The organism is Salinimicrobium sp. CAU 1759, assembly GCF_054482715.1.
This window is the reverse complement of record NZ_JBTLRK010000001.1, coordinates 1,286,625-1,299,707: the sequence shown is the minus strand read 5'-3', so window position 1 is coordinate 1,299,707 and position 13,083 is coordinate 1,286,625. Positions and strand designations below refer to the sequence as shown.

The following is a 13,083-nucleotide window of genomic DNA, read 5'->3' as shown; positions in this document are numbered from 1 at the left end:
TTTTTTGATCTTAACTCAATTCAACTTTATTCAAACAATCCCGGCAACCAAAGGGAGATCTCAGGTATGAAGGTCACTAACAGCAAAACAATGAACATGGCTACGTACAGCGGCATCAGCGGCTTAATAACCTTCTGAATACTGGTTTTTGCCACGCTTACTCCTATAAACAACACAGATCCTACCGGAGGACTACAAAGTCCCACACAGAGGTTCATCACCATCATAAGTCCGAAGTGTACTGGATCAACACCTAATTCTGTTACTACCGGTAAGAAAATAGGAGTGAAAATGAGTACTGCCGGCGTCATATCCATAAAGGTTCCAACAAAGAGCAGTAATAAATTAATAATTAGAAGTATGACGAATATGTTATCACTCAGGCTTAATAAAGCATCACTGACTGCCTGCGGAATATTTTCATAAGACATTACCCATGACATACTCATGGAAGTAGCAATGAGCAGCATTACTATAGCCGTTGTCCCAACCGAACTCAGGAAAACACCATGTAGATCACTCAGTTTGAGTTCCCTGTTGATAAAGGATAGAATGAGACAGTAAAGAACTGCGATCCCTGATGCCTCGGTCGCTGTGAAAATTCCCGAGACAATTCCACCAATAACTACAACTAACAGGAGTAAGCTGGGAAAAGCATGTAAAAAGGTGATCGCAATATTTTTAAGATTAGCAGGCTCTCCGGCAGGATACTTCTTCTTTTTGATCCATACTGCCGCTACGAGCATTAAGGCAAGACCCATGAGGATCCCGGGCAGGTATCCCGCTAAAAACAGAGAAGCAATAGAAACGCCCCCACTGGCCAGGGAATAAACGATAAGCACGTTAGATGGTGGAATTACCAAACCTGTGGTTGAAGAAGTGATATTCACTGCCGCACCAAATTCTTTTGAATAACCTTCCTTTTCCATTGCCGGACCAAGAATACCACCCATTGCAGAAGTTGCTGCCACTGCAGATCCTGCAATAGCACCAAACAACATCGCAGCAACTACGTTCACATAGATCAATCCACCCGGCAGTGCCCCCATGAGGGCTTTTGCAAAGGCTATGAGTCGGTTGGCAATCCCTCCCTGATTCATTATTTGTCCTGCAAGAATAAACAGGGGAATTGCTAACAATGAGAAACTATCGAGGCCTGTGGCCATACGCTGAGATACCGTAGTAAAAGCAGCAAGTGTGTCTATAGATGCCAGGATAGTAAGTACACAGGATATCCCTATTGACCAGGCAACAGGAACTCCTATTGCCAGCAGAATCACAAAGGAAAGCACCAATATTAAAACCTCTGACATCATACTAAATACGTTTTTGAATGAATTATTTCGTGTACTTTATAATATATCACCAGTAGACCGCTAGCCGGTACTACAATGTAGACCCAAGACAGGGGTACTCCTAAAGCTGCTGAAGACTGACCCAGCAAGTCATTCACATATACCAGATTGCCTCCTCCAATGACCAATACGGTTAAACTGAACAGAATGATAAGAACATTAATAAAGATGCGCAGCTTTATCCTGTTTTCAGGTTTTAATTTAGGAGGTAAAATATCTATTGACAGGTGTGTTTGTTGCCCTGAAGCATATGCCGCACCCAATATCCCTATCCAGATAAAAAGAAATCTCGCCAGCTCTTCGGTAAATGAACTTGGGGAATTCAGTAAGTATCTCGAAAAGATCTGCCATAACACAGATAGCACCATTAGCGTTAGAAGCACCACAAGAAAGTTTCCTAAAATTTTGTCTATTTTCCTTCTCATACCTCTTATTTGATTTCCTGAATGTCTTCAATTAATTGTTTCATTTCAAGATCTTGAGAAAATTCATCATACATAGGCTCTACCTTTTCGCGAAAAAGTTCTTTATCGGGATAAATAACTTTTACCCCCGCTTTTTGGATCTCCTCCATAGCTTCAAGCTCTGCTTCCCTCCATATCGTTTTTTGATATTCAGAGGATTCCATAGCAGCCTCTTTTAGCCATTTTTGTTGTTGGGGAGAAAGGTCATTCCAGATAAGGGTACTTATCAATAACTCATCAGGAAGTGCCGTATGTTCATCTACAACAAAGTACTTACACACCTCGTAGTGTCGGGAAAGGTAAAAGCTGGGCAGATTATTTTCCGCGCCATCTACAATTCCCTGCTGGAGGGCTGTGTATAGTTCTCCCCAGGCAATGGGTGTAGGGGATCCGCCCAGGTGTTTTACCATATTAATGGCAGTATTACTTTCCATAACCCGCAGCTTTAAGCCTTTAAGATCTTCAGGTTCCTCTACCGGCACCTTAGTGTAAAAGCTCCTGCTTCCTGCATCGTAAAAAGTCAGTCCTTTTAACCTTTTATCAATACTCTTATTCAGAAAGTCTTCCCCTATTTTCCCTTCCAGAACCTCAAACCGATGATCCCGGTCCCTAAACAGAAAAGGAAGGCCAAAGAGTTGCAGACTGGGAACAAAATTTTCCAGAACTCCTGTGGAAACCTTTGTCATTCCAAGACTACCTATCTGTAATAGCTCAAGAGTTTCTCTTTCTGAACCCAATTGTTGGTTCGGGTAAATGTCTATGGTCATTGTTCCTCCCGATTTCTCGTACAGGCGCTCGGACATATAAACCATAGCCTTATGAACCGGATGAGAGGTATCAAGACCATGACCCAACTTAATTTCTTTTACTTCATTTTGCTCTTCACAACCTGTTACTGCAAACAGCAGAAAAAGCACAAAAGCAAAACCTATTTTATTCTTCAAGATTTTCATCAGTTAATATTGATAATCTAATAATACTCACCAGCCGACGTCTTCCTGCCGATGAGATATTATCGCTTTATTCTTCCATCAGTTTTTCCTTTTGCCACTTCCAGAACCTCCTCTACACTAACAAGATTCACATCACCTACGTGAGTATGCTTGAGAGCGCAGGCCGCATTGGCAAAATTCAGTGCCTCCCGGTCTTCAAAATTCTGTAATCCATATAAAAGGCCAGCAGCAAAGGCGTCACCTGTACCTATACGATCCACCACGTTTGTGATCTCCAGTTCGCTTGTTGTAATAAAATCATTTCCTGTCCAGGCCCTTCCGTAGATCTTTTGCCAGGAAGCATTTACACTTGTCCTCACTTTATCAAAGACCTTTGAAACTGAAGGATACTCAGCTATCAGAGCTTTTGCGGCAGCAATGAAATCTTCCTCATTAGAAGAAAATTCAGCATCTAAGATTTCATTGATCTCGCTCACTCCACCAATAAAAATATTTGAAAGAGAAATTAGCTCTTTCAGGACTTCTTTACTGTTTCTCCCGTACTTCCAAAGGTTGCTGCGATAGGCAGGATCGGCGGTGACGATCACTCCTTTTTGCCTGGCGATCTCGAGACCCGCCTTTAAGGTTTGATAAGCTCCTTCTGAAATAGCCGGTGAGATTCCACTCCAGTGTAAGAATGCAGCATTGCTGAGAATTGCTTCCCAGTCTACCTGCTCTGGACCTATATTAGCAAAGGAACTGTTAAGCCTATTATAGGCCACCTGGCTTGACCGCATTGAAGAACCTACTTCCAGAAAGTACAAACCTAAGGGAAAGTCCACTTTGTTAACCGCTGAAATCCCTATTCCATACTTCCTCAAAGTCGAAATTGCAGCTTCACCAACAATGTCATTGGAGACATTAGTAACATGCTGTACTTCTACTCCCATGTGAGCCAGAGAGGCTGCCACATTCATCTCGGTGCCGCCAAAGAAAAAATCCAGATGATTTGCCTGCAGGAGCTTGCGGTTATCTGATGGCGATAACCGCATCAAGACCTCTCCGAAGGTTACTGTCTTTCTATTTTCTGAAGCTTTTTCCTGCATCTACAACAAATAAAAACTACGGAAAAATGTCTCTGTAGTTTTAAATTCAAATTCTATTTTCTCAGCCTTTTAATGAGGTCAAGAGTTTCTCTGACGGTTTTTTCCAGACCATCATAATCCTTGTTGGCAATGACCTCTTTTGAAATAAGTTTTGAACCCATTCCCACACAAGTCACTCCTGCATCAAACCAGCCTTTAAGATTTTCCTCTGTTGGAGAAACACCTCCTGTTGGCATAATGCTTGTCCAGGGTTGAGGACCTTTAATTCCCTTTACAAAGCCGGGACCATAGGTTCCACCTGGGAAGAGCTTTACGATCTCGCAACCTAATTCTTCGGCGCGGGCAATCTCTGTAAGTGAGCCACAACCGGGAGACCAAAGCACTTTCCGGCGATTACAAACCACTGCTATATCTTCTCTAAGAACCGGAGTCACAATGAAATTGGCGCCAATCTGCATGTAGAGAGATGCAGCCGCAGCGTCAGTAACTGAACCTACTCCCAGGATCATTCCCGGTAGTTCCTTTATTGCGTACTTATTAAGTTCCCCGAAAACTTCGAAAGCAAAATCTCCACGGCTGGTGAATTCCAATAAGCGGCCACCACCATCGTAGCAGGCTTTAAGTAACTTTTTCCCCAATTCAACATCAGAGTGGAAGAACAAGGGAACCATCCCTTGTTCCTGCATTACTGATGCTACTTCTATTCTTGAATATTGAGCCATATCTCTTGATTTTTATCTGGCTACCCGTCCAGAGGCATCTCCGCCCATTAATTTATTTACTTCGTCAACCGTTACAAGGTTCGCATCACCTTTAATAGTGTGCTTTAGAGCAGATGCAGCAACAGCAAAGTTCAATGCATTCTGGTCATCATCGGGATATTTCATGAGTCCATAGATCAATCCTGCCATAAAAGAGTCTCCTCCTCCTACTCTGTCCACGATGTGGGTGATGTTGTATTCAGGAGATTTAAACATGGTTTCTCCATCATAAAGTACTCCGGCCCACGTGTTGTGTGAAGCCGATAATGATCCTCTTAAGGTAGTGATCACCTTTTTTGCATTCGGGAACTTCTCCATCATTTGCTGACAAACCGAAAGGAAGGCTTCAGCTTTTACATGCTCTCCCTGGGTAGTAATATCAAGTCCTTCAGGCTTGATCCCGAAGTGCTTTTCTGCATCTTCTTCATTTCCGAGGATAATATCGCAGTAAGAAGTAAGCTCGGTCATAATTGCTTCCGGCTCTACTCCGTATTTCCAAAGTTTTGCGCGGTAATTAAGGTCTGTGGAGATTGTAATTCCTTTCGCACTTGCGGCTTTTACAGCTTCAAGACAGGCATCGGCTGCTCCCTGGGAAATAGCCGGAGTAATACCGGTCCAGTGGAACCATTCTACACCATCAAAAACCTCATCCCAGTCTACCATTCCTTTCTGGATCTCTGACATAGCCGAATGAGCGCGGTCATATACCACCTTACTTCCGCGGCTTACAGCCCCGGTTTCAAGGAAATAAATCCCAAGACGATCTCCTCCAAAAATGATCTTATCTGTACCTACATTTCTCTTGCGCATTTCCATAAGGGCACATTCTCCAATGTCGTTCTTAGGCAAACGGGTAACAAAATCTACAGGCACCCCATAATTTGCAAGGGATACCGCCACGTTAGATTCACCTCCACCATACACCACATCAAAACTGGATGCCTGGGAAAACCTGAGGTGTTCCTGCGGTGCGAGACGTAACATTATTTCTCCAAAAGTGACTACTTTTTTCATATCTCTGATAAATTTATAATTGTTGGTTGTGCTGAAGCCTTTGCAGAAAAGGAACAGCTATTTAAAAATCAAAATATTCTTTAGCGTTGTGGTAACTAATGTTAGCAACAGTCTTTCCTACCAGCTCCATATTATTTGGCAGTTCCCCACTCTCCATTTCTGCTCCAAAAAGGTTACAAAGGACTCTACGGAAGTATTCGTGACGTGGAAAGGATAGAAAACTCCGGGAATCTGTAAGCATGCCAATAAAAACGCTTACCAGCCCCATATTAGACAATGCGTTAAGCTGTTCTATGATCCCGTGCTTTTGATCAAGGAACCACCAGCCCGATCCAAACTGAACTTTTCCTTTTACAGTCCCGTCATTAAAGTTCCCTATCATGCTGGCAAATACTGCGTTATCGGCAGGATTCAGGTTGTAAAGAATGGTCTTGGTAAGTTTGTCCTTTCCGTCAAGATGATTGAGGTACTGAGATATTTTTTCAGCCTGGGCATAATCTCCGATGGAGTCCCAGCCGGTATCTGGCCCTAATTCATCCAGCATTCTCTTGTTGTTATTTCTCAAAGCACCCAGGTGGAACTGCTGTACCCATCCAACTTCATGATAAGTTTCTCCGAGAAACAACAAAATTGAGGTCATGAATTTTTTGGCTTCGAGTTCAGAAATCTCCTCTCCTTTTCTCTTTTTTGAGAAGATAGTATTTACTTCTTCCGTAGTGAATTCTTCAAAACAAATGGAATTAAGTCCATGATCACATAACCTGCAGCCATTCTCGTGGAAGAATTCGATCCTTTTCTTTAAAGCTGATTTAAGATCATCATAAGAAGTTATAGATACTTCAGCAGCCTTTCCAAGTTCATCGAGATAGGAATTGTACTTTCCGGATTCTATTAAAATTGCCTTATCCGGCCTAAAGGCTGTACTGACTTTTATCCCAAAGTCGCTCTTAGCTAGTTGTTGATGATATTCCAGGGTATCAACAGGATCTTCTGTGGTACAGAGTGTCTCCACTCCCATTTTTTTCAGCAGGCCGCGGCAGGAATATTCAGGTTGTCTTAGTTTCTCATTTACGGCTTCATAAATTCTTTCGGCTGATTCTTCATTAAGCAACTCATCAATTCCGAAGTATCTCTTTAGCTCGAGGTGAGTCCAGTGATAAAGCGGATTGCGCAGCGTATGAGGAACTGTTTTGGCCCAGGCCATAAATTTCTCCTTATCTGATGCGTCTCCGGTAATGTATTTTTCATCGACACCCATGGTTCGCATTGCGCGCCACTTGTAGTGGTCACCGGCTATCCAAACCTGGGTGATGTTATCAAACTGCCTGTCTTCTGCAATTTCTTTAGGAGAGAGGTGATTGTGGTAATCAATTATTGGCTGTTCCTTAGCGTAGTTGTTGTACAGATCTTTCGCCTGCTGACTAAAAAGCAGGAAATCTTCTGTTATGAATTTATTAGATTCCATTTTGGTTTGTTTATTCATAATTATAGGCGTTAGCGAGCCATCCAGCCGCCGTCTACCAATAGTATTGAGCCGTTCATGTAATCACTGGCAGCTGATGCCAGGAAAACAACAGGTCCTTTAAAATCTTCCGGCTCACCCCATCTTCCTGCAGGGATCCTGCTTAAGATCGAAGTACTTCTGTCCTCATCTTCTCTAAGGGCTGCTGTATTGTCTGTAGCAATATAACCGGGAGCGATAGCATTTATCTGCACCCCTTTTGAAGCCCATTCATTGGCAAATGCTTTTGTAAGCTGACCTATAGCACCTTTGGAGGCTGCATAACCCGGTACGGTTATTCCACCCTGAAAAGTGAGAAGGGAGGCCGTAAAAATGATTTTCCCACTTCCTCTTTTGATCATTTCCTTCCCGATCTCCCGGGTTAAAATGAACTGAGAATTCTGATTCACCTCGATCACCATATCCCAGTATTCATCGGGATGTTCGGCGGCAGGTTTTCTCATGATGGTTCCGGCGTTGTTCACCAGGATATCTATGGTTGAGTTTTCTGATTTTACTTTTTTAATAAAAGCGTAAAGATTTTTTCTGTCTGAAAAATCACATTGATAGGCGGAAAATTTTCTTCCCGCAGCTTTTACTGCTTTTTCTATATCTGAGCCTTCTGCCTTCAGACTGGCAGAAACTCCTATAATATCTGCGCCTGCTTCTGCAAGACCCTGAGCCATTGCAAAACCGATCCCACGGTTACATCCTGTAACTAAAGCTGTTTTTCCTGAAAGATTGAATAATTCCATAACTACTTCAGGTTATCTGGATCTACTTTATCCATATCACCATAATCCAGGTTCTCACCTGCCATTCCCCAGATAAAGGTATAGTTTGAAGTTCCCGCACCGGCGTGGATAGACCATTCCGGAGATAGAATTGCCTGATGGTTCTTCATAAAAATGTGCCTTGTCTCATCCGGCTGACCCATAAAATGACTGATAGTTTGTCCCTCTTCCAAATCGAAATAGAAGTAAGCTTCCATTCGGCGGGCATGAGTGTGCGGAGGCATGGTATTCCAAACATTTCCTTCTACCAACTCGGTCATTCCCATTTGCAGCTGACAAGTCTCAACAATACTGTTTACGATGAGCTTGTTCAAAATGCGTTTATTAGCATATTTTTCATCACCCAGATGAACTACTTCGGCATCTTCTTTTCCAACTTTCTTGGTGGGATATTCTTTATGCGCAGGAGCAGAGTTCAAATAAAATATCGGTTGCTCTCCGCCTGACTTCTTAAAAATGACATTTTTAGTTCCTTTTCCAACGTAAAGCGCTTCTTTGTGCGCTAACTGAAATTCCTTTCCGTCAACTTCGACTACTCCTGTTCCTCCAACGTTGATCACTCCAAGCTCCCGGCGGTCTAAGAAATTTTCAGCCTTAAGATCATCAATGGTTTCAAGTTTCAGATCCCTGTTTACAGGAAAAGCCCCACCAACAATGAACCGGTCATACATAGAGTAGGTTAGATTGATCTCGTCATTACTGAAGAGGTTTGGTATAAGGAAGTGTTCTCTTAGCTCCTGGGTTGTATATCTTTTGACATCATTAGGATGATGTGCGTAACGTAATTCTGAATTTGTCATTTCGATTAGTTTTTTGCTGTTCTACTTTGTTTTAATCTCAGGTGCCTAAGGTCTAACCTCCTGCCGCACCTCCTGTGGGATCTGCATTTGTGCAATCGATTACACAAATATAGAATTTTTTCAGCGAAAAGGTTTTCTCAAGCGTTAAAATCCCGCTGAAACAGGTAAAAATATTTAGCTTCAAAAATGTCATTTTTGAAGCTCCTTTATTTCAGTTTGTTCTTTAAGGTCAACTAATCCTTCATATACCAGTTGAGCCACAGCCTTTGCGCCTTCCGGTTGAAAATGTGTGTTGTCACTACTCCCTTCAGGATAGGCTTCATATATGCCGGCACCAAAGTTCATAAAATAATTTTTGGTCACATATTCTTTACCCTTTTCGGTAAAGTGGTCCATAGACCTTTGGGTAAGATCAAGGAGATAGGCGTTAAGTTCTTCTGCTACTTCTACAGCGGCTGTGTAATACTCGCCATGTACATTTTGCAACTTCCCTTCTTCCCACGGATAGTTGCGGTTCACCGGAGTAAGAATTACCGGAATTCCGCCTTTTTGACGAGTCTGATGAACAAAAAGCCGCAAATACTCCTTATAGCCTTCTACATTGACAAAACGCTCCGGCTTATTTTCGGCTGCATCATTATGCCCGAATTGCATAAGCACAAGATCACCTTCTTCAAGGTCTTTATATACCGATGACCATCTCCCTTCTTCAAAAAATGTTCTGGTACTGCGACCACCCCGAGCCCTGTCATCAACCACTACAGTATCTGTCTTCACAAGGTGCTTTAGATCCTTCAGGTGCTGCGGAGTCATTTGTTCCTGAAATACCTGCCCCCAGCCCATAATAGGGTAGCGGGTTTTCATATAATCCTTATCGGGATCATAGTCGCCACTATAATCGGCCATAGTAGAATCCCCAATGAGATAAATTTTCACCGGTTCCTCCTGCTGAAAGAACAGGAAAGGGATCATCAGGACTAGTAAAAAATGGGGTTTTAGAGTCATAGGGATTATTTTATTGTTACCGCTTTTTGAGAAACCTCTTTGTCCTGTTGGATCTGTTTGGCCACAGCTGAAAAGTCGCTCTTCTGAAACTGCACATTCTCGGTTAGTTTTCCAAGGACACGCACCGGAGTCTTCCCGTTTTCAGCAAAAGAAAAATCCTCCACTTTTACATTTTTGGTGTTGTAAAGCGTAAGGGCAGCATCATTTTCAGAAATTACTTTTACGTTGATCAATTCAATCCCATCAGTGTCTATAGCCGTAATTCCGCTCTTTGCTTCCAGCACCGAATTAGAAAGTCTCACGTTTTTCACATTCATTTCGGGCAAGCCCATAAAGAAGGCTGCCTTATGGGAATCTACCACGCGAATGTTGTCCATAAAGATATTCCTGAAAGACGGCGTCTCCTCAGTAACAGGCATGGGAGTTTCGTCACGAACTTCTTCCATGCTCTCCTCACCCTCGTCAAGAACAGGAGCCTTTCCCCCGTAGAAAAGATTGAAACGAATGGCATCAGTAGGAATGTTGATCATATCAATATCTGAAATGTATATATTCTCCACAATTCCGCCCCTTCCGCGGGTACTCTTAAACCTAAGGCCGACATCGGTACCCATAAAAGTACAGTTTGAAATATGGACATTCTTTACGCCGCCGCTCATCTCGCTACCGACCACAACTCCGCCGTGCCCGTGATAAACGATGTTATTCTTTACAACGACATTTTCCGTTGGCATACCTCTGTCCCTCCCGTCCTTATTCTTACCCGATTTGAAACAGATGGCATCATCGCCCACATCAAATGTATTGTTGTAAACAAGTACATTTTTACAGGATTCCAGATCTAGTCCGTCACCATTCTGTGAGTACCATGGATTACGAACATTAATGTTTCTAATGATGATATCTTGGCTCATAAGCGGATGAATGTTCCATGCAGGGGAATTCTGAAAAGTAGGACCATCAAGCAGAATCCTTTTACTGTTCACCAGACTCACCATTACCGGCCTAAGATAATCCTTCACCTTTTGGTGCTCCTCTATCCCCTCCAGATCGGGTACATTTTGATCTGTGGAAAGATCATATCCCAATTTTGAATTTTCTGAAGGAAACCACATTTTCTTATCGTCTGATAACACTCCGCCGGAATTCACTAATGTCTTCCATTGATTGGCCGTCATTTTGCCTTTTTTGACAGGTCTCCAGGCGTCACCGTTCCCGTCAATAGTTCCGGTGCCGGTAATGGCGATGTTCTCTACATTGTTAGCATAAATTGGAGAAATATTTCTGAATGTATTAAGCCCTTCAAAGCTGGTACTTATCAATTCGTAATCATCAAAGTCACGACTAAACAGCAACAAAGCACCATCTTCAAGATGAAGATTAATGTTGCTTTTGAATTCAATAGGACCTGTAAGCCAAATTCCCCGTGGAATGACCACTCTTCCGCCTCCTTTAGAATTAACTTCTGAAATTGCCTTTTTAAAGGCCTCAGTATTTTTAAATATACCGCCTGCCTGTGCACCAAATTCGGTTATTGACCTGGAATAATCCGGAAAGGAAGTTTCCTTCACCCGGGGCATCTCAAATTCCAGCCCCTCGTACATTTCCTCCAGGCTCACCTGCGCCTTCATTGTGCCTGTTCCAAAAATCAGGAATAGCACTGCAGCTAAGGCTTTAAAAATTGTTTTTCTCATAAGTATTCTTACTTCGTTCTTAGTTTTTTGAAAACCTGAACCAGTCAAAGTCGGCATAACCGGAATCGTTGATCTTGTTCTCTTTTGTGGCAAAAATTCCCACTTTAGCTCCCACCCACTTTCCTTCTCTGGCTGTAAAATCTTCTTTTACTTCGGTGAAGGTTTTTCCGTCTTCACTATAGCTGAAGGTGCATTCGGCATTCTTGTCCACTTCTACTCTGAAGTAAACATCCTTTCCAGATAGTTTTTTCAGCTGTTTCTTTTGCTCGGAGTTTCCTTCATCGGCACTTTCGGCTATGGCAAAGACCACATAGATTCCGTCTTCACGACTTTCTAAAGCCACGTAGGCATAGGATCTTCCCATCACCACGAGTCCGACTTTTTCATTCTCGAGATCCTCGTTCGGATTAAAAGTCAGTTTTGTAGTAGTGGTAAATTCTTCTGCCGGAAACTTCTGTAACATCAGGTTTGGGGCATCCCAGAGGTTTTTAGCACCTTCCGGAAGTAACTGAGTGTACAGGCGCAGCTCCCCTTTTGCCGGATTTGCGAACGCCCAGGTGGTTTCAGGATTTGCCTGCCACTGCCATTGGGGACCAATGTCATTTCCGCTGAATTCATCAGAATCTTTTGGAGTAACTACAGGATAGGTTTTCCCAACATTCGGTTTGCGGAAAGACATTACCGGCTGCCCGGTGCCGTCTCCATCCTTATCTTTTCCCATTGTAGGCCAACCGTCCTTCCAGGTCATAGGCTGCATATGAACTATACGCCCGTAAGCCTCCTTATCCTGAAAATGTATGAACCAGTCCTCCCCGTTCTCAAGTTCGATCCAGGCACCCTGGTGCGGGCCATTAATATCGGTATTCCCCTGTGCCAAAGAAACATGCTCCTCGTATGGACCGTAGGGATCTTGTGATCTTAAAATTAACTGCCATCCTGTGGACACGCCGCCTGCGGGGGCAAAAATGTAATAATAGCCATCCCTTTTGTAGAACTTGGTTCCTTCTACCGTTGGGTGATCTTCATGTCCATCAAATACAATTCTTCCGGGTCCTGTAGTTTTTGTTCCTTCCCAGTTCATGGGCTTCAGCACAAGAATACTTTTAATTCCTGCCCGACTTCCGGCGAAAGCGTGAGATAAATAGGCCTTGCCATCTTCGTCCCAGAGCGGCGCAGGATCAATAAGTCCTTTTCCGGATTCAACAAGAACGGGCTCTTCCCATTCGCCGGCGGGATCATCAGTTTTTACCATATAGATCCCAATATCGGGATCTCCCCAGTAGATATAATACTCTCCTTCGTGGTAACGGAAAGCAGGCGCCCAAACTCCGTTTCCATGCTGGGGGGAGCTGAAATGTTCGTCGGGCACCTGTCGGTCTAATGCATGACCAATAAGCTTCCAGTTAACAAGGTCTTTGGAATGTAAAATCGGCAAAGCCGGTGCCGAATTGAAAGACGATGACGTCATATAGAAATCATCACCAACCCGCACAACATCAGGATCCGAAGAATCTGCATGAAGAACAAGGTTCTTATAGGTGCCGTCTCCCTGGTCGGCCACCCAGACTTCTGACTTAAAATTTTCCTGAGCATTTGTTGTTACTCCCCCAAAAGCTGAAAGAATGATAATTGCCGCTAAACTTTTAAGTCTGTTCAT

The 13,083-nt window shown here is 43.2% G+C and carries 12 protein-coding genes; all 12 read right to left on the bottom strand.

Annotated elements, in window-relative coordinates:
• Positions 1 to 26: 26 nt before the first annotated feature.
• Positions 27 to 1,316, bottom strand: a complete 1,290-nt coding sequence (locus ACXYMT_RS05820; RefSeq protein WP_459058145.1) for a TRAP transporter large permease — start codon at positions 1,314 to 1,316, stop codon at positions 27 to 29.
• Positions 1,313 to 1,780: a TRAP transporter small permease gene (locus ACXYMT_RS05815; RefSeq protein WP_459058144.1), complete on the bottom strand. Its 468-nt coding sequence runs from the start codon at positions 1,778 to 1,780 to the stop codon at positions 1,313 to 1,315. Before ACXYMT_RS05815 ends, ACXYMT_RS05820 begins: the two co-directional genes overlap by 4 nt.
• A gap of 5 nt (positions 1,781 to 1,785) precedes the next feature.
• Complete coding sequence (locus ACXYMT_RS05810) at positions 1,786 to 2,772, bottom strand: TRAP transporter substrate-binding protein (protein ID WP_459058143.1); 987 nt, start codon at positions 2,770 to 2,772, stop codon at positions 1,786 to 1,788.
• A gap of 59 nt (positions 2,773 to 2,831) precedes the next feature.
• Positions 2,832 to 3,857, bottom strand: coding sequence for a sugar kinase (locus ACXYMT_RS05805; RefSeq protein WP_459058142.1), 1,026 nt, complete (start codon positions 3,855 to 3,857; stop codon positions 2,832 to 2,834).
• A 53-nt stretch (positions 3,858 to 3,910) separates the two neighbouring features.
• Positions 3,911 to 4,579, bottom strand: coding sequence for a bifunctional 4-hydroxy-2-oxoglutarate aldolase/2-dehydro-3-deoxy-phosphogluconate aldolase (locus ACXYMT_RS05800; protein WP_459058141.1), 669 nt, complete (start codon positions 4,577 to 4,579; stop codon positions 3,911 to 3,913).
• A gap of 12 nt (positions 4,580 to 4,591) precedes the next feature.
• Entirely contained in the window at positions 4,592 to 5,632 is a 1,041-nt protein-coding gene (locus ACXYMT_RS05795) for a PfkB family carbohydrate kinase (protein ID WP_459058140.1), read from the bottom strand.
• A gap of 61 nt (positions 5,633 to 5,693) precedes the next feature.
• Positions 5,694 to 7,097 (bottom strand): glucuronate isomerase, encoded by a 1,404-nt coding sequence (uxaC, locus tag ACXYMT_RS05790; RefSeq protein ID WP_459058139.1) that lies wholly within the window; start codon positions 7,095 to 7,097, stop codon positions 5,694 to 5,696.
• 29 nt (positions 7,098 to 7,126) lie between these two features.
• Positions 7,127 to 7,888 (bottom strand): SDR family NAD(P)-dependent oxidoreductase, encoded by a 762-nt coding sequence (locus ACXYMT_RS05785; protein ID WP_459058138.1) that lies wholly within the window; start codon positions 7,886 to 7,888, stop codon positions 7,127 to 7,129.
• A 2-nt stretch (positions 7,889 to 7,890) separates the two neighbouring features.
• Positions 7,891 to 8,727 (bottom strand): 5-dehydro-4-deoxy-D-glucuronate isomerase, encoded by an 837-nt coding sequence (gene kduI, locus ACXYMT_RS05780; protein ID WP_459058137.1) that lies wholly within the window; start codon positions 8,725 to 8,727, stop codon positions 7,891 to 7,893.
• Positions 8,728 to 8,916: 189 nt separating this feature from the next.
• Positions 8,917 to 9,732: a rhamnogalacturonan acetylesterase gene (locus tag ACXYMT_RS05775; RefSeq protein ID WP_459058136.1), complete on the bottom strand. Its 816-nt coding sequence runs from the start codon at positions 9,730 to 9,732 to the stop codon at positions 8,917 to 8,919.
• Positions 9,733 to 9,737: 5 nt separating this feature from the next.
• Positions 9,738 to 11,426: a glycoside hydrolase family 28 protein gene (locus ACXYMT_RS05770; RefSeq protein WP_459058135.1), complete on the bottom strand. Its 1,689-nt coding sequence runs from the start codon at positions 11,424 to 11,426 to the stop codon at positions 9,738 to 9,740.
• 19 nt (positions 11,427 to 11,445) lie between these two features.
• Positions 11,446 to 13,083 carry a glycoside hydrolase family 43 protein gene (locus ACXYMT_RS05765; protein WP_459058134.1) on the bottom strand — a complete coding sequence of 546 codons (1,638 nt, stop codon included), beginning with the start codon at positions 13,081 to 13,083 and terminating at the stop codon, positions 11,446 to 11,448.

Excerpts from the sequence above, each read along its gene's own strand:
- ACXYMT_RS05765 (WP_459058134.1), bottom strand. The coding sequence starts at position 13,083 with ATGAACAGACTTAAAAGTTTAGCGGCAATTATCATTCTTTCAGCTTTT.
- uxaC (WP_459058139.1), bottom strand. The coding sequence starts at position 7,097 with ATGGAATCTAATAAATTCATAACAGAAGATTTCCTGCTTTTTAGTCAG.
- ACXYMT_RS05800 (WP_459058141.1), bottom strand. The coding sequence starts at position 4,579 with ATGGCTCAATATTCAAGAATAGAAGTAGCATCAGTAATGCAGGAACAA.
- ACXYMT_RS05810 (WP_459058143.1), bottom strand. The coding sequence starts at position 2,772 with ATGAAAATCTTGAAGAATAAAATAGGTTTTGCTTTTGTGCTTTTTCTG.
- ACXYMT_RS05820 (WP_459058145.1), bottom strand. The coding sequence starts at position 1,316 with ATGATGTCAGAGGTTTTAATATTGGTGCTTTCCTTTGTGATTCTGCTG.
- ACXYMT_RS05770 (WP_459058135.1), bottom strand. The coding sequence starts at position 11,426 with ATGAGAAAAACAATTTTTAAAGCCTTAGCTGCAGTGCTATTCCTGATT.
- ACXYMT_RS05785 (WP_459058138.1), bottom strand. The coding sequence starts at position 7,888 with ATGGAATTATTCAATCTTTCAGGAAAAACAGCTTTAGTTACAGGATGT.
- ACXYMT_RS05775 (WP_459058136.1), bottom strand. The coding sequence starts at position 9,732 with ATGACTCTAAAACCCCATTTTTTACTAGTCCTGATGATCCCTTTCCTG.
- ACXYMT_RS05815 (WP_459058144.1), bottom strand. The coding sequence starts at position 1,780 with ATGAGAAGGAAAATAGACAAAATTTTAGGAAACTTTCTTGTGGTGCTT.
- ACXYMT_RS05795 (WP_459058140.1), bottom strand. The coding sequence starts at position 5,632 with ATGAAAAAAGTAGTCACTTTTGGAGAAATAATGTTACGTCTCGCACCG.
- ACXYMT_RS05805 (WP_459058142.1), bottom strand. The coding sequence starts at position 3,857 with ATGCAGGAAAAAGCTTCAGAAAATAGAAAGACAGTAACCTTCGGAGAG.
- kduI (WP_459058137.1), bottom strand. The coding sequence starts at position 8,727 with ATGACAAATTCAGAATTACGTTACGCACATCATCCTAATGATGTCAAA.